The organism is Amycolatopsis sp. GA6-003 (assembly GCF_046267895.1).
GTDB lineage: Bacteria > Actinomycetota > Actinomycetes > Mycobacteriales > Pseudonocardiaceae > Amycolatopsis.
In genome coordinates this window covers 8,161,057-8,180,829 of record NZ_CP176499.1, presented here as the reverse complement: position 1 = coordinate 8,180,829, position 19,773 = coordinate 8,161,057, and the positions used below count along the sequence as shown (strand labels likewise).

The following is a 19,773-nucleotide window of genomic DNA, read 5'->3' as shown; positions in this document are numbered from 1 at the left end:
GGCTTCGGCTGCCGGGCCTTTTCCGTGCCCTGGGGACGCGGCCGCTGCGGATCCGGCCGGGTTCACCTGGTTGCCGACGGCTCCCGCCGGGTGGTCCCGTCAGCCGAGGGACAGCGGTGTCCTCGGGCGCCATCACCGGGTCCGGGCGGCGTTGACCGGCTTGCTCGCGGCTCCCGCCGGGTGGTCCCGTCGGCTGGGAGGCAGGGGTGCCCTTCGGCCGCAACCGCACCGCCCCGGCGGCGTCACCAGCTCCCCACGGCTCCCGCCAGGTGACCCCGTCATCCCGAGGGGCAGCGGTGCCCTTCGGTAGCAACCGCACAGCCCCGGCGGCGTTCACCGGCTTCCCCGCGACGACTCCGCCAAAGCGGGACCGCCTCGAAGTCAGCGGTCTCCCCTGGCCGCGACCACGTCGAGGACCGCGCGCTGCAGGGCGTAGTTCGCATCCGCCGCCGCGCCCTTGACCTCGGCGTTCAGCCTCGCCACGACGCGCATCGCGGTCGCCAGGCCGTCCTGGCCCCAGCCGCGGGCCTGGCCCTGCGCCTTGCGGATCTTCCACGGCGGCATGCCCAGTTCGCCCGCCATCTGGTTCGGGTTGCCGCGCCCGGCGGCGGACACGCGGGCGATCGTGCGCACCGCGTCGGCGAGCGCGTCGGCCACCAGGACGTGCGGGACGCCCAGCTGCATCGCCCACTGCAGCGACTCCATCGCGGCGGCCCGGTCGCCCGCGACGGCCTTTTCCGCCACCGCGAAGCCGGTCACGTCGGCGCGTCCGGTGTGGTAGCGGCGGACTGCCTGCTCGTCGACGACTCCCCCGGTGTCGGCGACCAGCTGCGTCGCCGCCGAGGACAGTTCGCGCAGGTCCGAGCCGACCGAGTCGAGCAGCGCCATCAGGCCCGCGGCGTCGATCTTGCCGCCTGACCGGCGCACCTCGTTGCGGACGAACGCCTCGCGCTCGGCCGGTTTGGTCAGCTTCGGGCATTCGGTGATTTCCGCGCCCGCTTTTTTCAACGCGCCCGGCAGCGCCTTGGCGGCCTTGCTCCGGCCGCCGCCGCTGTGCACGACGACGAGGACGATGCCGTCGGCCGGCGCCTTCGCGTAGGAGAGGACCGCGTCGGACAGCTCCTGCGAGATGTCCTGCGCCGACTCCAGCACGATCACCCGCCCCTCGGCGAACAATGACGGGCTGACCAGCTCGGCGAGCGCGGGCGGTGTGAGATCGGACACCCGCGTCCGCGTCAGGTCGGCCGTCGGGTCCGCGGCCCTGGCCGCGTCGAGGGACGCTCGCACAGCCCGTTCGATGAGCAGTTCTTCCTCGCCCGTGACGAGGTGCAGCGGCGCGGGTGCGGTGGTCACCCGGCCATCTTCTCACCCGGCCCGCGAACCGTCCGCTCCGGTGATGTGGGCCGCCTCCGTGGCACGAGCTGATCGGGATGTCGTACGGTGTAGCCGAGGACGCGCCCGCCGGCGCTCCGACAACCGAATACCGCTCATCCAGAGGGGCAGAGGGAACGGCCCGACGAAGCCCCGGCAACCGGCGTACAGCCTGTCATCCCGCGATCGCGGGGTAGCTGACGACCACGGTGCCAATTCCGGCCCGCTTCGGCGGGGCAGATGAGGAAAGGAACCTCGCGATGACTGCAGCCCTCAGCGCCACCTCCGCCAACAAGACGCTCGACCTCGGTCCGGCCGTCGAACTGGTGTCGAAGGAAGAAGGGCACCGGCAGCCGCTCGCTCCGGAATTCGTCTCCGTCGAAGACTTCTCGCCGCTCGAGGTCGCCTACGACTTCGGCCGCGTCCGCCGCGAGGACATCGAGGCGGGCCCGCGCAACATCTGGCGCTACAAGAAACTCCTTCCCGTCCCCTCGACCGTCGAGGAGACTCCGAACACCGAACCCGGCTGTACCCGGCTCGTGCGCGCCGACCGGCTCGCCAAGGAACTCGGCCTCAAGCGCGTGTGGGTCAAGGACGACACCGGCAACCCGACGCACTCGTTCAAGGACCGCGTGGTCGCCGTCGCGCTCGCGGCCGCCCGCGAGTTCGGCTTCGAGGTCCTCGCGTGTCCCTCGACCGGCAACCTGGCCAACGCGACCGCCGCCGCGGCGGCCCGCGCCGGCTGGCGGTCGGTCGTGCTGATCCCGAAGAACCTCGAGCGCGCGAAGATCCTCACCACCGCGGTCTACGACGGCGACCTGATCGCCGTCGACGGCAACTACGACGACGTGAACCGGCTCGCCACCGAGCTGGCCGCCGAGCACCCGAAGTGGGCGTTCGTGAACGTCAACGTCCGCCCGTACTACTCCGAGGGCTCGAAGACGCTCGCCTACGAGGTCGCCGAGCAGCTCGGCTGGCGCATCCCCGAGCAGATCGTCGTGCCGATCGCCTCCGGTTCCCAGCTCACCAAGGTGGACAAGGGTTTCCGCGAACTCGGCCAGCTCGGTCTCGTGGACGCCAGCCCGTACAAGGTGTTCGGCGCCCAGGCCACCGGCTGCTCGCCGGTCTCCACCGCGTACCGCAACGGCCACGACGTGGTCCAGCCGGTGAAGCCGGACACCATCGCCCGCTCGCTCGCGATCGGCAACCCGGCCGACGGCCCGTACGTGCTCGACGTGGTCAACCGCACTGGCGGCGCGATCGAGGACGTCACCGACGAAGAGGTCGTCGAAGGCATCCGGCTGCTCGCGCGCACCGAAGGCATCTTCACCGAGACCGCGGGCGGCGTCACCGTGGCGACCGCGAAGAAGCTCGTCGAAACCGGCAAGCTCGACCCGGACGCCGAAACCGTCCTCCTCATCACCGGCGACGGCCTCAAGACCCTCGACGCGGTCGAGAACCACATCGGCCCGAAGGCCACCGTGCCGCCGTCCGCCGAAGCCGTCTCCAAGGCGCTCGGCTACTGACGCACCGGCCCGGGGTCCGCCGCACTACCGCGGCGGACCCCGCGGCTCGCCTCGACGCGCCACCGCCGGTCCGCTTCCTCCGGGCAGGACGGCGGTGTCACCGTCCACATCGGTCCGGGCGACCAGCACTCCCATCGTGCCGAGGACGTCCACTGTGGACTTGCTCGGATGCCCGTATCCGTTGCCCGCGCCCACACTGATCAACGCCGTGCGCGGCCGCACCGCCGCGAGAAACTGCGGCAGCGAATACCTCGAACCGTGATGCGGCACCTTCAGGACGTCTGCTCGCAGGTCGACGCCCTCGGCCAGCAGATCCGCTTGCGCGGCCAGTTCGACGTCTCCGGTCAGCAGAACCCGGCCGGCGTCGGTGTCCGCGCGCAGGACGACCGAACTGTTGTTGATCATCGTGCCGTCCTGCAATGCCGGTGCCCGGGTGGTGGCGTAGTGCGGACCGAGCACCTCCAGCGACAACCCCGGCCACTCCAGCCGTTGCCCTTCGCTCAGCTGCGCCAACGGCACGCCGCGACGCCGCGCTTCGCCGGAAACCGACTGCCATGCCCACGCCGGAGCACGCCCTGGCCCGACCGCGATCGCGCCTACCGCCCGTCCGTCGAACACCGAGGCGAGACCGCCGATGTGGTCCGCGTGCAAGTGGCTCAGCACGAGCAACGGAACCCGGTCGACACCCAGCCTCCGCAGGCATTCGTCGACCGGCCCCGGCTCCGGCCCGGTGTCGACGACCACGGCGCGGCCGGGTTCGGCGGTGGCCAGGACGAGCGCATCTCCTTGTCCGACATCGCATTCCACCATCGCCCAGCCGTCCGGCGGCCAGCCAGGCATCAGGACTTTGGCCGGGACCACCGTCAGCAGCACGACGACCAGCCCGATGGCCACCAGCAACCGGAGCCGACGGAACCGCGCCGCCACCACGACTACGACCAGCAGGGCGGCCGCACACAATCCGCCCCACCAGCCACCGGGCCAGGACAGCGCCGCACCAGGCGCTCGCGCACCATGCCGGGCGACGGTGAGCAGCCACCGGGCTTCCGGATCGGCCAGATGGATCAGCACCTGCCCTCCGCCTGGCCACCACGGCCCGACGACTGTTGCCAGCACGCCCAGCACCGTGACCGGCGCGACCACTGGTGCCGCAAGGACATTGGTGACGACCGAGACGAGGCTGACCGTGCCCGCCATCCCGGCAATGACTGGCGCGGTAACCACGAAGGCGGCTAACGGCACGGCGAGACCTTCGGCGTACCCGGGCGGAATCCCCTTTCGTACCAACGAATCTGCCCAGCGTGGCGCGAGCAGGACCAGCCCTGCCGTCGCGAGAACCGAAAGCGCGAAACCGAAATTTCCCGCCATCGTTGGGTCCCATGCCACCAAAACGCACACCGCGAAGGCCAGGGCGGGCAGCGCTGAACCGCGCCGTCCGAGGGCAAGCGCGAGCAAGCCGATACCGCCCATCACGCCGGCCCGCACCACACTCGGTTCGGGACCCACCAGCACGAGAAATCCCGCCAGACAGGCACCGGCCGCCGCGGCGGACAACCTCGGGCCTGCGCGGACCAACCGGCACAGCAGCAGAACGGCTCCGCCGACGATGACGAGATTTCCGCCGCTCACCGCCATCAAGTGGGTGAGCCCTGAGGCGTTGAACTCCCCTTCGACCCGCTGTGGCAACGCGCTCGTGTCGCCCAGCACCAGTCCGGGCAGGAGGCCCGCTGGTTCCTCCGGCAGGATCGAGCACAGCGAATGCAAGCTGTTCCGCAAGGCCGCGGCGGCGCGCTGCCACCAGGGTGCTGGCCCGATATCGACTGGCGCGGCACGGACGGAGAGGACCGCGGCGGTCAGTTCGCCGCCGCGTGCGGGCAGGAGGCGACCGGACGTGGTTACCTGCTGGCCGGGCAGCAACCCGCTCCATCCCGCGACCGGTGCCAGCAACAGCACCCGGCCGGTCGATTCGACTGGCCGACCGTCCACTGTGGCCGTTCTGACTTGCGCGGGAATCGCCACTGACCGGGTGCCGGCCTGTTGGTCGGCATAGCCAGCTTGGTGGATTGAGCGCGGCCGCTCGCTGATCTCGACCCGCAACGTCGCTGTGCCGCCTCGGGTGGCAGCGGCTCCCAACGGGTCAGCTGCTGCGTCGTGGATACGCAGGGCGGTCGGTATTGCGGCGACGAGCCCTACCAGCAGCAACGCTCCCCCGGCACCGAGGTATCTGGTGCGGCCGCGCGCGAGCAGTACGACGGCACCGACGACCGCGACGGCTCCGACCACGGTGGCGACCCACCAGCCGAGCTGCAGTCCGGCCAGCGTGGCCGCCCATCCGGCGACGGCGGCGGGGACGAGGCGGAAATCGTGGTCCCGCCGCGACTTTTCCTCCGTTTCCAGTCTCATCCGACGGTCACCTGCTCGCGGAGCTTTTCGAACTTGCTCTCGCCGATGCCGTCGACGTCGCGAAGTTGTTCGACGCTCGAGAATCCGCCGTGCTGGGTGCGCCAGTCGGTGATACGGCGGGCGGTGACCTCGCCGACGCCCGGGAGGCTGTCGAGTTGCTCGGCGGTCGCGGAGTTCAGGTCGATCTTGCTGGCTGCGGCTCCGGAGCCGACCGGTGCTGCCTGGGCGGCTGGGACCCCGACTGCCAATTGCTCGCCGTCGGCGAGTTTGCGGGCGAGGTTCAGCGTGGTCAGGTCGACGCCTGGGTTAGCTCCACCAGCTGCGCGGAGGGCGTCGGCGACGCGGGAACCGGCCGGCACGGTGACGAGTCCTGGCGAACGCACGTGGCCGACCACGCTGATTACCAGGTTCTCCTTGGCTTTGGACGCGTGCGGCACTTGCGCGCGGGCGGTCGGGAGCGGCGGGGCGATCTCGGCTGCGGGTGCGCGGCCGAAGATTGCCAGGCCTCCGGCGATGACGGCGGCAGCTGCGAGCAGGGCCAGGGCGAAGATCATTCCCCGGCGGCCCAGAAAGCCGGGCAGGCCGGTCGGTCCGGGGAGCCACCGGCGGGTCAGGCGGTCTTCGGTGTGTTCCGGCAGCCAGCCGCGGACCAGTTTTCCGCCGGGCACTTGGCTGTCCGGCGGGGCTGGGTTGTCGGCAAGTGCGGACAATCGGGCTGTGCGGCCCGGTGTCCGCAACAACGGCGTATCAGCCGCGTCGGGCCCCGATCGGCCGTCAGGGAGCGGCGGACTGTCGGCAACTGCAGACAGTCCAGCGTCCGTGCCGCCTGCGCCTGCCAGCAGGCGACTGTCAGCGACCGCGGACAGCGAAGCCTCCTCGTTCGGCCGTCGGCCGCCCACCGCCCGGCCGAGGGGCAGCCAGCGGCGTGCCGACCGGCTGCCGGGTCCGGCGGCATGCGGGATCGCGGCCAGCTGGTCGGCCAGCCAGGTGAGCCTGACGTTGACGGGAGTGCCCTGGTCTCGGGCGGACTGCTCGAACACACGATCGACGCTAGGCGTTGGCCGGCCCGGCGGCGAGAGGGTTCCGCGCGATCTGTGGACAACCCGCCCCTTGGGGACAACTCGGCCGTCATCGCCGGTGACGCGCCCGAGTCTGTCGGGGTACGCGGTCATACTGGCGGGTTTGGCCCGCGGCACCGGTGCGTGAAAAGCGTTCGCGCCCGCCGCCCCGTCGACCAGCCGGTCCGGGGTGGAAATGCAGCGTGACGCGCCACGCCGGATCGGCCCGGCTGCCGGTCGCCAACGCGGCGACGTGGGCGACCGCGCGTTCCCAAGGCTCCATTCGGATCACTGCCAGGCCATGGTGATCGCGCGTTCGAAATTGACGTATCCCGCGCGCCGGAATGCGTTCGCCATGGGGACATTGCCGAGATCTTTCGCCGCTCGGAGGCGAGGAACCTCTTGTGCGGCAAGGATTCGAGTGACTTCGGCGAGAATCATCCGGTGGTAGACCGGCCTTCTGCCCGCGGGCAGAATTTCGCCCTCGCAGTCCGGAGCAGCCGCGCGCCGACGGGCACGTCCTCAAGATCGAAAGCGTCCAGCACAAACGGCTCCGACTCCTCGGCGCGGCCCCACCACGCAGCCCTGGCAACGAGTTCGCCGCCTCGGAGCGCGACCCGCCTCCATTCCGGTCTCCGCCGCCGAGCCGCGAGATCGTCGGCGAGCTGGCAGAAGAGATCGAGTTCGTCCGGCTCGGAGATCGGGCGCAAGGTCAGGTCGGTGTGGTCCACGGCGGCGGGATGCTCTCGTTCGACGGCTGGCTACCAGGTCTAGCGGATGCCCGGGTACACGATGTCGCGAACGACTTTCAGTTATCCCGACAGTGTTTTCGAGCCGACGTCCTTCGGCGTCGAGGAGCGCCTGTCCGAACTGGTCGCGATCGCGGAAGCGGACGGCAAAGATCTTCTCGACGACTACATCGAGGCGCAGGTGCACGGCGAGGTGGACCTGGCGCGGGACGCCGAAGCGCTGGTTCTCGATCCATCCTATCGAGGGACGGAAATCGAGGCAGCGGCACGAAAACTGGGCCCGGTCGAATGGCACGACGGCTTCCGGATCACCGCTGAAGAACTGCTTCGACACCCCGATTACCGCGGTCCGGAGTTCACCGCGCTCGGTGCCGAACTCGCCGAGGACGGACGGCTCGACCCGCGCATTCTCGGGAAAGCCGCTGGTCACGACGAGCAAGACCGCAAGCGCGTTTGGCACCTGCTCGCCCGGTTCGGCAACCGGGAACTCAGCTAGCTCGCTGTACGACCACGCCGAGCACGCCAGGTCCGGTGTGCGCGCCGATGACCGCGCCGATCTCCGACACCACGCATCCTCCGGCGCACCCCGGGATCGCTTCCTCGAGCCGGTTCGCCAATTCGACGGCCCGCTCCGGCGAGGCGAGATGGTGCACTGCCAATTCGACCGGTCCGGTGCCCGCCGCCTGCACGGACAACTCGACCAAACGCCCGATCGCGCGGTTCATCGTGCGCACTTTCTCCAGCGGCAGGATCCGCCCGTCGGACATGTGCAGCACCGGTTTCACCGCCAGCGCGGTGCCGAGCAACGCCGCGGCCGAGCCGATCCGGCCGCCGCGGCGCAGGTGTTCCAGCGTCTCGACCACGAACAACGTCGACGACCGTTCGGCGGCTTCCGTCGCCGCTGCTTCGACTTCGGCCGGGCTGGCTCCGGACGCGGCGGCGTCCGCGGCGTGCAGGGCGGCGAAGCCCAAACCCATCGCGGTGGTGCGGGAATCGACGACACGAACCCGGTCGGAGCCGACTTCTTCCGCTGCCAGCACGGCGGCTTCCCAGGTGCCGGACAGTTCGCTCGACAAATGGACGGACACGACCGCGTCCGCGCCCGCGTCGAGCGCGGCCCGGAATTCGGCTGCGAACTCGGCCGGGGTGGGCCGGGAAGTGGTGACGATTTTGCGCTCCCCCAGCGCTTCCGCGAGCGCGGCGGGACCCATTTCGACGCCGTCGAGCGAGCACACGCCTTCCACGAGGACGTGCAGGGGCACCACCCGCACCGAGTGCCGCTCGGCGAAGCCTTCGGGCAGGTGCGCGGTGGAGTCCGTGACCACGGCGACCGACACGTCGTCAGCCTACGTTGCCAGAGCCGAGGTGCGGGGCAACGAGTTTCGCCATCGCCGTGCCGACAGCTTCGTGTCCCGCCCATCCCCAGTGCATGCCGTCGGGATTTCCCGCGCCGCTCAAGACATGTTCGCCGACTACGCCGGGCGTGTCGAGCAACGGCACTTCGCGGCGCGCGGCCCACGAAGCGAGTGCAGCGGCCGCTTCGGCGCGTCCTGTGTGTACGCGGCCGTACGCATCAGCGCGGTGCACCGAAGGCAGCATTCCGAAGATAGGCAACTCAGGACGCAACGCGCGCAACGCTTCGACGGACTGGTCCAGATAGCTCACGCTCAGCCGCGCAGGAAGCACACGAGGACGTCCTCGCAGCAGGACAGACAACCGTGGCTGCGCAGCGAGATAAGCACCGCGTACGACGCGACGCACGCCGTCGGGGCGAAGGTAGCGAAGCCCCTGACGCAGATACGTCGGCAACGGCGACGGCAGTGTGTCCATGTGGCCGACTGCGAGCACGACAGCGTCGACGCGGCGCAGATCCGCCCACACGCGCGGGTCGCCGGTGAGAGACCACCACAAGTCGCGCGCGGTCCAGCCGATGCCAGCGACGAGGTCGGCGTGTCCGGACAGCGCGTTCGCGGCGACGTTGGGCCACAGGCGCGGATCGTCGGCCGCGCAAGGGCCCTCGGGGCCGTGAAAACAGAGTGAATCGCCGAAGACGAGCAGCTGCGGGCTCATCGGGTCAGCCGGTGATGCCCGCGTTGTACGCGTGCAACCGCCACTTCCCCTCGCGATGGCCGAGTTCGACCCAGTGGCAGTTCATGATCCCGCCGAGCGACGGCCAGACCTCGACCGGCAGGCCGAGCAGCTTCGCCGTCAACGCGAGGATCAGGCCGCCGTGCGAGGCGAGCAGGACCGATTCCCCGGCGCCGGAGTTCGGCTGCATCAGGTCGTTGACCACCTCGGCGGCGCGTTCGGCCACCTCGACCCGGGACTCGCCGCCCGGCGGGGCCCACGCGGCGTTGGTGCGCCACAGCTCGCGGTCGCCCGGATAGCCCTCGTCGACCTCGGCCCCGGTCAGGCCCTGCCATTCGCCGAGGTGCGTCTCGCGCAGCCGCTTGTCGATCTGCAGCGGCACGCCGATCGCCTCGGTGAGCACGGTCGCGGTGTCGGTGGCGCGGCGCAGGTCGGAAGCGATTACCAGCTCCGGCGCGAACCGCGCGAGCGCGGGAACGGCGAAGCGCGCCTGGTTCCAGCCGACCGGGGTCAGCGCCGAATCGAGGTGTCCCTGCATGCGGCCGGCGGCGTTGTAGTCCGTCTCGCCGTGCCGCCAGAGCAGCAGCCGCCGCGGGCTCACGCCTCCGGACCGTCCGCGTCGCCGGTGTCGTCGGCGGAGACCGTCGCCAGCCCTTCGACCTCGATCCGCGGGCAGTCCTTCCACAGCCGCTCGAGGCCGTAGAACGAGCGCTCGTCCGCGTGCTGGACGTGCACGACGACGTCGACGTAGTCGAGCAGCACCCAGCGGCCCTCGCGCGCGCCTTCGCGCCGCACCGGCTTGTGCCCCTCGATGCGGAGCTTCTCCTCGACGTTGTCGACGATCGCGCCGACCTGCCGCTCGTTCGCCGCGGACGCGATCACGAACGCGTCGGTGATCACGAGCTGCTCGGACACGTCCAGGACGACCACGTCGCTGGCCAGCTTGTCCGCCGCCGCGTGCGCGGCCGCCACCGCCAGGTTCCGTGCCTCGGACGTCGCTGCCACAGTGCTCCTTCAGATTTCGGGTGGACCCGGACGAGGGTACCCGGTCAGGCCTCGGCGTCCTTGCGGTAGAGGTCCTTCTTGGCGATGTAGCGCACAACGCCGTCGGGCACGAGGTACCAGACCGGCTCGCCGCGCTCGACGCGTTCGCGGCATCCGGTGGACGAAATGGCCATCGCGGTGACCTCGACCAGGCTCACCTTGCCGCTCGGCAGATGGTGCGAATTGAGCCGGTAGCCCGGCCGGGTGACGCCGATGAAATGCGCGAAGTCGAACAGCTCGTCGGCCTTGTGCCAGGTGAGGATCTGCTCGAGGGCGTCGGCCCCGGTGATGAAGAACAGCTCGTCGTCCGGGTACTCCTCGTGCAGGTCCCGCAGCGTGTCGACGGTGTAGGTCTGCCCGCCGCGGTCGATGTCGACCCGGCTCACCGAGAAGACCGGGTTGGACGCGGTGGCGATGACCGTCATCAGGTAGCGGTCCTCGGCGCGCGTGACGCGGCGGCCGGACTTCTGCCACGGCTGCCCGGTCGGCACGAAGATGACCTCGTCGAGCGCGAACCGCGACTGCACCTCGCTGGCCGCGACGAGGTGGCCGTGGTGCACGGGGTCGAAGGTGCCGCCCATGACCCCGATCCGGCGTGGTGACATAGCCGGTGAGCCTATACGCGCGGGCGCGCGAGGGCTTCCCGTCGCGGCTGCGACCTAGGTTACTGTTGTGACATGAGTCACATAAGTCTGCGTTTTCGGCTGCGAACTGTCCGTTCTGGCCCGGTCGGCTCCGGGATTGTCGGGGGCATGGGGTAGACCGGGGGACGTGGACACCACCGAAGCTCTACGGACCCGTGCGGAGACCCTGCTCCGCGCGCTCGCCGGAGACGACGCCGCCCTCCGAGAGGACCAGTGGACCGCCATCGAGGCGCTGGTCGCGCACCACCGGCGCGCGCTCGTCGTGCAGCGCACCGGGTGGGGGAAGTCTGCCGTGTACTTCCTGGCCACCGCGCTGCTGCGGGAACAGGGAGCGGGGCCGACGGTCATCGTGTCGCCGCTGCTCGCCCTGATGCGCAACCAGATCTCCGCCGCCGCCCGGGCGGGGATCCACGCGGCCACCATCAACTCGGCGAACGCGCAGGAGTGGGACCAGGTCCAGGCGTCGGTGGCCGCGGGCGAGGTGGACGTGCTGCTGGTCAGCCCGGAGCGGCTCAACAACCCGGACTTCCGCGACAGCGTGCTGCCGAAGCTCACCGCCAGCGCCGGCCTGCTGGTGGTGGACGAGGCGCACTGCATTTCGGACTGGGGCCACGACTTCCGGCCGGACTACCGGCGGCTGCGCACGCTGCTGGGCGACCTGCCCGAAGGCGTGCCGGTGCTGGCCACCACCGCGACCGCGAACGACCGGGTGGCCACGGACGTCGCCGAGCAGCTCGGCATCGGCGGCGAGACGGACACGCTCGTCCTGCGCGGTCCGCTCGACCGGGAAAGCCTGCGGCTGGCGGTGGCCGAACTGCCCAGCGACGAGGCGCGGCTGGCCTGGCTCGCCGAGCACCTGGCGGAGCTGCCCGGGTCGGGCATCATCTACACGCTCACCGTCGCCGCCGCGCACGACGTCACCGCGCTGCTGTCCGACCGCGGCTATCCGGTGGCCGCCTACACCGGGAAGACCGATCCGGCCGACCGCCAGGCCGCGGAGGACGACCTGCTGGCCAACCGGGTCAAGGCGCTGGTGGCGACGTCGGCGCTCGGGATGGGGTTCGACAAGCCGGACCTCGGGTTCGTGGTGCACCTGGGCGCGCCGTCGTCGCCGATCGCCTACTACCAGCAGGTCGGCCGGGCCGGTCGCGGCGTCGAGCGGGCCGAGGTGGTGCTGCTGCCCGGGCGCGAGGACAAGGCGATCTGGGCGTACTTCGGATCGCTGGCGTTCCCGGACGAGCTGCGCGTCACGCAGGTGCTCAACGCGCTCGCGTACGCCGACCGTCCACTTTCGACAGCCGCGCTGGAGCCGTCGGTCGAGCTTTCCCGGTCGCGGCTGGAGATGGTGCTGAAAGTGCTCGATGTGGACGGTGCGGTGCGCCGGGTGCGCGGCGGATGGGAAAGCACCGGACAGCCGTGGGAGTACGACCGGGAACGGTACGAACGCGTCGGCGTCGCGCGGGCGGCCGAGCAGGAGGCGATGCTCGGGTACATCCGCACCGCCGGATGCCGGATGGAGTATCTGCGACGGCAGCTCGACGATCCGGAGGCAGCGCCGTGCGGCCGGTGCGACAACTGCACCGGAGAGCACTGGAGCACGGCGGTATCCGAGGAAATCGCGGGTGCTACGAGGGAACGGCTCGACCGGCCCGGGGTCGAGGTGGCGCCGCGCAAACAGTGGCCGAGCGGGATGAAAGGGCTCGACGTGCCGCTGTCGGGCCGGATCAAGACGGAGGAACAAGCCGAGCCGGGACAGGTGCTGGGCCGGCTCACGGACGTGGGCTGGGGCGGCCGGCTGCGCGAACTGCTCGGTCCGGGCGCGCCGGACGCCGAGGTCCCCGACTCGGTGTTCGACGCGTGCGTGAAGGTGCTCGCGGGATGGCAGTGGGCGCAACGTCCGGTGGCGGTGGTGGCGATCCCGTCGGCGACGCGGCCGCAGTTGGTGGACAGCCTCGCGCTGCGGCTGTCGGCGATCGGCAGGCTGGACTACCTGGGAGAACTGGCGTCGGCCGGACCTCCGCCGCGGCAGGCGAACAGCGCGCAGCGACTGGCCGATTTGTGGCGCCGGCTGAGCCTGCCGGAGGACGTGGCGGCGAGCGTCGCGCAGACCCGCGGACCGGTGCTGCTGGTAGACGACCTGATCGACACCGGCTGGACGATGACGCTGGCGGCCCGGCTGCTGCGCAGGGCCGGGGCGGAGGGGGTGTTGCCGTTCGCGTTGGCGACCACTGCTTGAGGGGGGCTGGGGTCTGGCTGGCCGGGTTGGCCGGGTTGGCTTGGCGGCCGGGGTCGGCGGCCGGTGAGTGCGCTCGGGTCTTGGGTGGCTGGCGGGCTCGGCTGACCATCCAGACCGGATCGGCCTGGATGGTCAGGACCGGCGGCTGGCGAGCGCCTTTAGGCCTGGGTGGCTGGGCGGAGTCGGCTGAGCGGCCACGACCGGCGGCTGGCGAGTGTGCTCGGGTCTCGGTGGCTGGGCGGCCAGACCGGTTCGGCTTGGACGGCCGGATCGGCGGTCGGCGGGCGCGCCCAGGCCTAGGCGACCGGGCAAGTCAGCTTGGCAGTCGGGATCGGCGGCGGCTGACAGGTGCGGCGGGCTGAGACCGGCGGCGAGGCCTGGTCAGGGCTTGCGCACACCGAGGCGTCCAGGCGGGTTGCGGCAAGCACGAGTCGTGGCACGGCGGATGCTGCCGGGGTGCGGCGGCCCACGGCGTGGTCGCTGGATCGGTGCTGCATAAGTGACGGCGCAGCGGCACCGATGCACCGGTGCAGCGGTGCGCCCGACGCGCGTCGTGCGACCGCCGACGTTCCATGCGATCGCGAGGCGGCCGTGTGGATGCGGGGATGCCGCACGAAGCGGGGCGGGGCGGGGCGGGGCGGGGCGGGGCGGGGCGGGGACGAGCTTCCGCCAAGCAGCCCGGCGGTCAGCCTCGGCCAGAGCGGCTTGCGCATCCGTGCCGCCGGTCAGCCACCGCGCGACGGCTGGCCGCTCCTCCGCTCGATCTCCGGCGGCCGCCGCCCGCGTCGCTTCGCACGGCAACCGCCCGCGCCACCGCCCAGTCTCCGGCCGCCACCCGCAGACCCCGCCACCCGCAGCCCGGCCCCCGCACCGCAACCGGCCGCGCAACCCGTCCCGGGTGCGGCAACCATCCGCGCCGTCTCCCGAGTCACCGCACGATTCCCTGCGGCAAAAGCGATCCCGCGTCACCCACCGCAGTGGGACAAGCACCAACTGGCATCCTTCGCCGAGATCTACCGATCTCCGGGCATTTCTGGCAAAGTCCCGTTCCGCCCGTGCGGGCGTGTGGACGTGTGGAGGTTGCCGAATGCCCGGTTCTACGGCCGAAGGCGTCGCCCGGCATCGGTTGCCGGTGCGGAAGTTGTTCGCTGCCAGTGCGGGCAATGCGCTCGAGTGGTTCGACTGGACGATCTACGCGACCTTCAGCATCTACTTCGCCGGCGCGTTCTTCCCTCCTGGCAACGAAACCCTCGCGCTGATCAACACCTTCGCCACCTACGCGCTCGCGTTCTTCTTCCGGCCCCTCGGCGGCGTGCTGCTGGGCCGGTTCGCCGACGTGCACGGGCGCAAGCCCGCCATGCTCCTCACCATTTCGCTGATGGCGGGCGGGTCGGTCGCGATCGGGGTGCTTCCGACGTTCGCGCAGGTCGGGTGGCTGGCTCCGATCCTCCTCCTGCTCGCGCGGATCGCGCAGGGGCTTTCGCTCGGCGGCGAAGTGTCCAACGCTTCCGCGTACCTCGGCGAGGTCGCGCCCAAGGAACGGCGGGGGCGGTACTCGTCCTTCTTCTACATCTCCACCGGGTCCGCGGTGCTCATCGCGACGGTGCTCGGGTTCGTCCTCGCCCGCACCATGGACAAAGCCCACCTGACCTCGTTCGGCTGGCGGATTCCGTTCCTGCTCGGCGGCGTGCTCGGGCTGGTCGGGCTGTGGCTGCGCCGCAGTCTCGCGGAAACCGAGCTGTACCACGAGAAAAAGGACGTCGCGCGGCGGGTTCAGCGGCCGCTGCTCACCACCGTCACCCAGCATCCGCGCGCGGTCGGGCAGCTCATCGGGTTCTCGATGCTCAACACGCTCTGCTACTACACCTTCTTCAGCGCCCTCCCGTCGTTCGCGGTCAAGGGGCGCGGCGCGAACGACGTCGACACGTTCCTCGCGCTTTCCATCGCGACCGCGTTGTTCGTCGTCCTCCAGTATCCGATGGGCGCGCTCGCCGACCGGTACGGGCGACGGCCTCAGCTGCTCGTCTGGGCGGGGGCCACCGCGCTGGTGATCGTGCCGCTCTCCTACCTCGTGCGGCCCGGGATCGGGAACCTGCTCATCGTGTTCTGCGTCGGTCTCGCGCTCTACACCGCGATGACCTCGCTCGCGCCGGCGATCATGAGCGAGCTCTTCCCCACCGAGCTTCGCGGGCTCGGCATCGGAGCCTGGTACAACCTGACCGTCGCCGTGTTCGGCGGGACCGCGCCGCTCGTGCTCAGCGCGCTCTCCGCGGCGGGCGCGGCCACCGCCTTCTTCTGGTACGTCGCCGGCGGAGCCGTGATCGCGTTCGTCGTGATCCTCCGGATGCCCGAGACGAAGGGCAGCGAACTGCGGTAAACCCCCTCGCGCGCGGTCGGTAGGCTTCACCGATCGACTACGCGAAGGAGGGACACCGTGCGCAAGCCCGAGGTTAGTGAGGAACTGGCCCGACGCGTGGTGGCCGCGCTCCGCCGAGCGTTCGACGTCGACCTCGACCCGTCCGCCGCGCTCGTCGCGGTGTCCACTCGCGACGGTGTCGACTACCAGTGCAACCTGGCGATGAGCCTCGGCAAGCGGCTCGGCAAACCGCCGCGCGAGGTCGCGGCCGGGATCGCCGAGAACCTGGAGCTGGACGGCGTCGCCGACCGGCCCGAGATCGCCGGGCCCGGATTCCTGAACTTCGTGCTGCGCCGCGAATGGCTCGAGCAGCGCGTCGCCGAGCAGGCGCGCGACGACCGGCTCGGCGTCCCCGAAGCCGAGCAGCCGCGGCGGATCGCGCTCGACTACAGCAGTCCCAACGTCGCGAAGGAAATGCACGTCGGGCACCTGCGTTCCACGGTGCTCGGCGACGCGATCAGCAGGCTGCTGCGTTTCGTCGGGCACGAAGTGCTGCCGCACAACCACCTCGGCGACTGGGGCACCCCGTTCGGCATGCTCATCGAGCACCACCTCGACGAGCCGTCCGGCGACCGCAGCGACCTCAACGCGTTCTACCAGGCCGCGCGCCGGAAATTCGACTCCGACGAGTCCTTCGCGACCCGTTCCCGCGAGCGCGTCGTGAAACTCCAGAGCGGCGACCCGGCCACGCTCGCCTTCTGGCAGGAACTGGTCGACGAGTCGACAAGGCACTTCAACGCGGCCTACCGCCAGCTCGGCGTCACGCTCACCGACGACGACATCTACGGCGAAAGCTTCTACAACCCGTACCTGGGCGAGGTCGTCGACGAACTCGAGGCCGACGGGCTCACCGAGATCAGCGACGGCGCGGTCTGCGTCTTCCCCGAGGGCTTCACCAACCGCGAAGGCGACCGCCTCCCGCTGATCGTCCGCAAACGCGACGGCGGCTACGGCTACGCGGCCACCGACCTCGCCACCATCCGGTACTGGACCGCCGAACGCGGCGCGACCGACCTGCTGTACGTCGTCGGCACCCCGCAGGCACAGCATTTCGCGATGATCTTCGCGGTGGCGCGCGCGGCGGGCTGGCTCGACGGCGTGCACGCCGAGCACATCGGGTTCGGCTCGATCCTGGGCGCGGACGGCAAGGTGATGCGCACCCGCGCCGGCGAGACGGTCAAGCTCGCCAGCCTGCTCGACGAAGCGGTCGCGCAGGCCGCGGAAGTCGTTGCCGAGCGCAGTAAACTCAGCAAGGAAGAGCAGCGGGAGGTCGCGCGCGCAGTCGGAATCGGCGCGGTGAAGTACGCCGACCTGTCCAGCGACCGCGAACGCGACTACGTGTTCGACTGGGACCGCATGCTCGCCAAGGACGGCAACACCTCCGTCTACCTGCAATACGCGCACGCGCGAATCGAGTCGATCCTCGCCAAGGCCGGCGACACCGACGACAACGCGCCAGTGCTGCTTGAAAAACCAGAGGAACGCACGCTCGCTCTGACGCTGCTGCGGTTCAGCGAAGCGATCAGCGCGGCGACGTCCGCGTACGCGCCGCACAAGCTCTGTACGTACCTGTACGACACCGCGGTCACCTTCTCGCGCTTCTACGAGGAGTGTCCGGTGCTGACCGCGGAGACGCCGGAGCTGCTCGCGTCGCGGGTACAGCTGGCGAAACTCACATCGCGCACGCTCGTGCAGGGTTTGGCGTTGCTAGGCATCGAGGCCCCGCGCCGCCTCTAGAGCGGGACCGGTCCCCAGCCGCTTCCGTAGTTTCGGGCACGAGAGAGGGGAGAATCTCGTGTCCCGCAACGATCCCGACTACACCCGCGCCCTCGCGCTGGTCGAGGAGGCGCTGTCCCGGCTGCGCGGGCCGATCCGGCGCGAACGACTGCGGCTGCGCTGGGAGCAATGGCGCCGGCGGCCGTACTACCGGTTCGAACCGGACGGCAGGAAACCGCAGCTCGTGCACCTCGCCGGGCTCCGCGTCACTCCACTGTGGACGATCGTCGGCACCGGCGTGTCCGATGTCGACGTGCGGTATCCGGTGACCGCGCGCCGGCGGTTCACGATCGGGTGGCGCTGGCTCGTGCGGCACGACTACGACGAGTACCGGGCGCCGGTCTCGCTGGTCGCCGACGCGAGCGGCCAGGCCGTGCTGATCGCGCCGGGCGGCCGGACGTACCCCGCGGACGAGACCGGCTGGCACACGCTGGCCGCGCTTCTGTACACGGAGTACGCCATGCCGCCGGGCGGCCGCTGGTACGGGGCGGGCTGACCTCAGCCGCGCAGCTTCCGGCGCAGCGAGAGGCCCGCTCCCAGCGCGGCCATCGACGCGCGCGTCGCTCCGCGGCTGAATCGGCTCTCGGTCACGAACTGCTCGGCACTGCGCAGCGAACCCCGCACTTGCGGGTACGCGTACTTCCGCATCTGCCGTTCGTAGTCGGCGACCGCAGCGGGCACGTCGCCGCCGCGGGAAAGATTGCGGCACAACACTTGTGCGTCGCGCAGAGCGATGTTCGCGCCGATGCCGCGGAACGGCGTCATGCTGTGCACGGCGTCGCCGAGCAGGGTGACCGGTCCGGTCTTCCACTCGCGGACCGGCACCGACGTGCGGATCGGCAGCATGCTCACCGTCGCGTCCGGCGAATCCCGCACCAGGCGGCTGAACGCCGGATGCCAGTCGCGGATCCGGCCCACGATCAGCGAACGGAGCGCGGGAGCGTCCAGTTCGGCGAGGTCAGCCGGGAAACGGGCGGCTTTCGCGCCGTAGGACCACATCACGTAGCTGCTGGTGTTGTCGAACAGCACCGGGTCGACGGTCGCGGTCTCGTCGTTGACCGAAGCCGCCGAAAATTCGTGCGGCGCGGTGAACATCCCGCTGCCCGGCGGGGGCAGCACGAGCGTCGGGGCCGTCGCCAGCCGCTCCGGCAGCTGCGCGCGGGACTCTTCGGTCAGCGGGAATTTGCCGATCACGGTCCGGATTCCGGTGTCCACTCGCTTCGCGTGCGGCAGCAACTGCGCGCGCACCCGGGAACTCGCGCCGTCCGCGCCCACGACCAGATCCGCCTCAGCGGTGGTGCCGTCGGCGAAATGCAGGCCGACCCCCTTGGAATCGGTCTCGTAGCGCACGAATTCCTTGTCGTACCACAGGATTCCGTCCAATCCGGACGACAGCACCTGGTGCAGCGAAATCCGGCTGACCGAATGGTGCGCGGCGGCCGGGCCGGCGCTCGGCGGAGCGTCGAAGGCCGCCAGCTCGCGCATCTTCTCGGTGACGAAGCCGAATGTCGCCCCGCCGATCCCCGTGGTGGCCAGGAACTGCTCCCACGCCGCCGGCGGGAGGCATTCGTGCAGCGCGGCGGACCCCATCGGCGCGATGTGCACGCGATAGCCCTGCAACCGCTCGGTCCGCGTCCGGCTGCGCTCGTACACCGCCACCTCGATTCCGGCCCGCGTCAGGCCGTGCGCCAGGCACAACCCGCCGGTGCCGCCGCCTACCACCGCCACCTTGATCTTCTTCACGGTCGTTCCCCTCTCGGTCGCCTGCCTCCATAATTATCCATACGGATGATTGGGTCAACCTTCAGGATGATTAACCGGTCGGTTAGGCTGCTCCGGTGTCCGAGACCAGCCCGCGCCGCGCTCCCCGACCCGGGGAGCGCCAGCGTGACCCCGAACGCACGAAGGCCCGCATTTTCGAGGCGGCCAAAGCCGAGTTCGGCAGCAAGGGGTACGCGGCCGCGCGGGTCAGCGACATCGCGCAGCGCGCCGGCGTGAACAAGCAGCTGATCTCGTACTACTTCGGCGGCAAGGAAGGCCTGTACGCCGAGGTCGCCAGCGAACCGTTCGCCGGGTTCGCCGCGATGACCACGCCGGACCGGCCGCTCGCGGACGTGCTCGCGGACTTCGCCAAGGGCGGGCTCGCCGACCAGGACCAGGCCCGGCTGTTCCTGCGGGAGAACATGGCCGAGAGCACCCCCGGCGACGCGGGCGCGGAGTCGCAGCGCGAATTCCTGGAGGGCCAGCTCAAGTACATGCGGGCGCGACAGGACGCGGGCGACTTCCCGTCCGATGTGGACCCGAAGACGCTGCTGCTGATGCTGATCGCGGCGGCGAGCGCGCCGACGTCGCTTCCCCGGGTCGCCGAGGCGCTCACCGGGGAGGACCCGTCGTCAGAGTCCTTTGTGGAGTACTACGCGGAGCAGCTCGCCCGCGTAGCGCGGCATCTCGCGGGTTCTTAG

At 70.6% G+C, this 19,773-nt stretch carries 17 protein-coding genes and 1 riboswitch; of the genes, 7 read left to right on the top strand and 10 right to left on the bottom strand.

Translation table 11 applies throughout. From position 1 onward, the window contains the following. Positions 1 to 381: 381 nt before the first annotated feature. A complete protein-coding gene (gene holA, locus F9C12_RS36880) occupies positions 382 to 1,353 on the bottom strand; it encodes a DNA polymerase III subunit delta (RefSeq protein ID WP_409186356.1) in 972 nt (323 codons plus the stop codon). A 131-nt stretch (positions 1,354 to 1,484) separates the two neighbouring features. Next, a riboswitch (SAM riboswitch) is annotated at positions 1,485 to 1,618 on the top strand. Between the two features lie 13 nt (positions 1,619 to 1,631). Here holA and thrC point away from each other — a divergent pair. Further along, on the top strand, positions 1,632 to 2,897 hold the full coding sequence (thrC, locus tag F9C12_RS36875; protein WP_409186355.1) for a threonine synthase: 1,266 nt from the start codon (positions 1,632 to 1,634) through the stop codon (positions 2,895 to 2,897). 24 nt (positions 2,898 to 2,921) lie between these two features. Here thrC and F9C12_RS36870 read toward each other — a convergent pair whose 3' ends face one another. The 3 genes from F9C12_RS36870 to F9C12_RS36860 form a co-directional block, all read right to left on the bottom strand. Continuing rightward, positions 2,922 to 5,300: a ComEC/Rec2 family competence protein gene (locus F9C12_RS36870; RefSeq protein WP_409463535.1), complete on the bottom strand. Its 2,379-nt coding sequence runs from the start codon at positions 5,298 to 5,300 to the stop codon at positions 2,922 to 2,924. Further along, complete coding sequence (locus F9C12_RS36865; RefSeq protein WP_409463534.1) at positions 5,297 to 6,340, bottom strand: helix-hairpin-helix domain-containing protein; 1,044 nt, start codon at positions 6,338 to 6,340, stop codon at positions 5,297 to 5,299. Before F9C12_RS36865 ends, F9C12_RS36870 begins: the two co-directional genes overlap by 4 nt. Before the next feature lie 455 nt (positions 6,341 to 6,795). After that, on the bottom strand, positions 6,796 to 7,089 hold the full coding sequence (locus F9C12_RS36860; RefSeq protein WP_409463533.1) for a hypothetical protein: 294 nt from the start codon (positions 7,087 to 7,089) through the stop codon (positions 6,796 to 6,798). A 61-nt stretch (positions 7,090 to 7,150) separates the two neighbouring features. Between F9C12_RS36860 and F9C12_RS36855 the strand changes: the two genes are divergently transcribed. Continuing rightward, positions 7,151 to 7,603 carry a DUF3626 domain-containing protein gene (locus F9C12_RS36855; RefSeq protein ID WP_409463532.1) on the top strand — a complete coding sequence of 151 codons (453 nt, stop codon included), beginning with the start codon at positions 7,151 to 7,153 and terminating at the stop codon, positions 7,601 to 7,603. Here the strand turns inward: F9C12_RS36855 and F9C12_RS36850 are convergent. From F9C12_RS36850 to nadD, 5 genes are read right to left on the bottom strand one after another with little or no spacing between them, the layout of a single operon-like run. Then, entirely contained in the window at positions 7,596 to 8,444 is an 849-nt protein-coding gene (locus F9C12_RS36850; RefSeq protein ID WP_409186350.1) for a DegV family protein, read from the bottom strand. The genes F9C12_RS36855 and F9C12_RS36850 overlap by 8 nt on opposite strands. A gap of 4 nt (positions 8,445 to 8,448) precedes the next feature. Then, the gene (octT, locus tag F9C12_RS36845) at positions 8,449 to 9,177 is read right to left on the bottom strand and encodes a diglucosylglycerate octanoyltransferase (protein ID WP_409186349.1); all 729 of its coding nucleotides are present in this window, start codon (positions 9,175 to 9,177) and stop codon (positions 8,449 to 8,451) included. Between the two features lie 4 nt (positions 9,178 to 9,181). Further along, positions 9,182 to 9,796, bottom strand: coding sequence for a histidine phosphatase family protein (locus F9C12_RS36840; protein ID WP_409186348.1), 615 nt, complete (start codon positions 9,794 to 9,796; stop codon positions 9,182 to 9,184). Then, the gene (gene rsfS, locus F9C12_RS36835) at positions 9,793 to 10,200 is read right to left on the bottom strand and encodes a ribosome silencing factor (protein WP_409186347.1); all 408 of its coding nucleotides are present in this window, start codon (positions 10,198 to 10,200) and stop codon (positions 9,793 to 9,795) included. Before rsfS ends, F9C12_RS36840 begins: the two co-directional genes overlap by 4 nt. A gap of 44 nt (positions 10,201 to 10,244) precedes the next feature. Further along, positions 10,245 to 10,820 (bottom strand): nicotinate-nucleotide adenylyltransferase, encoded by a 576-nt coding sequence (gene nadD, locus F9C12_RS36830; RefSeq protein WP_037714940.1) that lies wholly within the window; start codon positions 10,818 to 10,820, stop codon positions 10,245 to 10,247. 190 nt (positions 10,821 to 11,010) lie between these two features. On the opposite strand from nadD, the gene F9C12_RS36825 reads away from it, so the two are divergent. From F9C12_RS36825 to F9C12_RS36810, 4 genes are all read left to right on the top strand, one after another. Beyond that, positions 11,011 to 13,119, top strand: coding sequence for a RecQ family ATP-dependent DNA helicase (locus F9C12_RS36825; protein WP_409463531.1), 2,109 nt, complete (start codon positions 11,011 to 11,013; stop codon positions 13,117 to 13,119). Positions 13,120 to 14,206: 1,087 nt separating this feature from the next. Beyond that, positions 14,207 to 15,496 carry an MFS transporter gene (locus tag F9C12_RS36820; RefSeq protein ID WP_409186345.1) on the top strand — a complete coding sequence of 430 codons (1,290 nt, stop codon included), beginning with the start codon at positions 14,207 to 14,209 and terminating at the stop codon, positions 15,494 to 15,496. Between the two features lie 57 nt (positions 15,497 to 15,553). Continuing rightward, a complete protein-coding gene (argS, locus tag F9C12_RS36815; RefSeq protein WP_409463530.1) occupies positions 15,554 to 17,272 on the top strand; it encodes an arginine--tRNA ligase in 1,719 nt (572 codons plus the stop codon). A gap of 58 nt (positions 17,273 to 17,330) precedes the next feature. Next, positions 17,331 to 17,807 (top strand): hypothetical protein, encoded by a 477-nt coding sequence (locus F9C12_RS36810; protein WP_409463529.1) that lies wholly within the window; start codon positions 17,331 to 17,333, stop codon positions 17,805 to 17,807. Between the two features lie 2 nt (positions 17,808 to 17,809). Here the strand turns inward: F9C12_RS36810 and F9C12_RS36805 are convergent, their stop codons facing one another. After that, the gene (locus F9C12_RS36805) at positions 17,810 to 19,054 is read right to left on the bottom strand and encodes an FAD-dependent oxidoreductase (protein ID WP_409463528.1); all 1,245 of its coding nucleotides are present in this window, start codon (positions 19,052 to 19,054) and stop codon (positions 17,810 to 17,812) included. 95 nt (positions 19,055 to 19,149) lie between these two features. Between F9C12_RS36805 and F9C12_RS36800 the strand changes: the two genes are divergently transcribed. Next, positions 19,150 to 19,773, top strand: a complete 624-nt coding sequence (locus tag F9C12_RS36800) for a TetR/AcrR family transcriptional regulator (protein ID WP_409463527.1) — start codon at positions 19,150 to 19,152, stop codon at positions 19,771 to 19,773.

What these genes read in the sequence shown, in the direction of transcription:
- F9C12_RS36855 (WP_409463532.1), top strand. Translation starts at nt 7,151, where the DNA reads ATGTCGCGAACGACTTTCAGTTATCCCGACAGTGTTTTCGAGCCGACG.
- nadD (WP_037714940.1), bottom strand. Translation starts at nt 10,820, where the DNA reads ATGGGCGGCACCTTCGACCCCGTGCACCACGGCCACCTCGTCGCGGCC.
- thrC (WP_409186355.1), top strand. Translation starts at nt 1,632, where the DNA reads ATGACTGCAGCCCTCAGCGCCACCTCCGCCAACAAGACGCTCGACCTC.
- F9C12_RS36820 (WP_409186345.1), top strand. Translation starts at nt 14,207, where the DNA reads ATGCCCGGTTCTACGGCCGAAGGCGTCGCCCGGCATCGGTTGCCGGTG.
- F9C12_RS36870 (WP_409463535.1), bottom strand. Translation starts at nt 5,300, where the DNA reads ATGAGACTGGAAACGGAGGAAAAGTCGCGGCGGGACCACGATTTCCGC.
- octT (WP_409186349.1), bottom strand. Translation starts at nt 9,177, where the DNA reads ATGAGCCCGCAGCTGCTCGTCTTCGGCGATTCACTCTGTTTTCACGGC.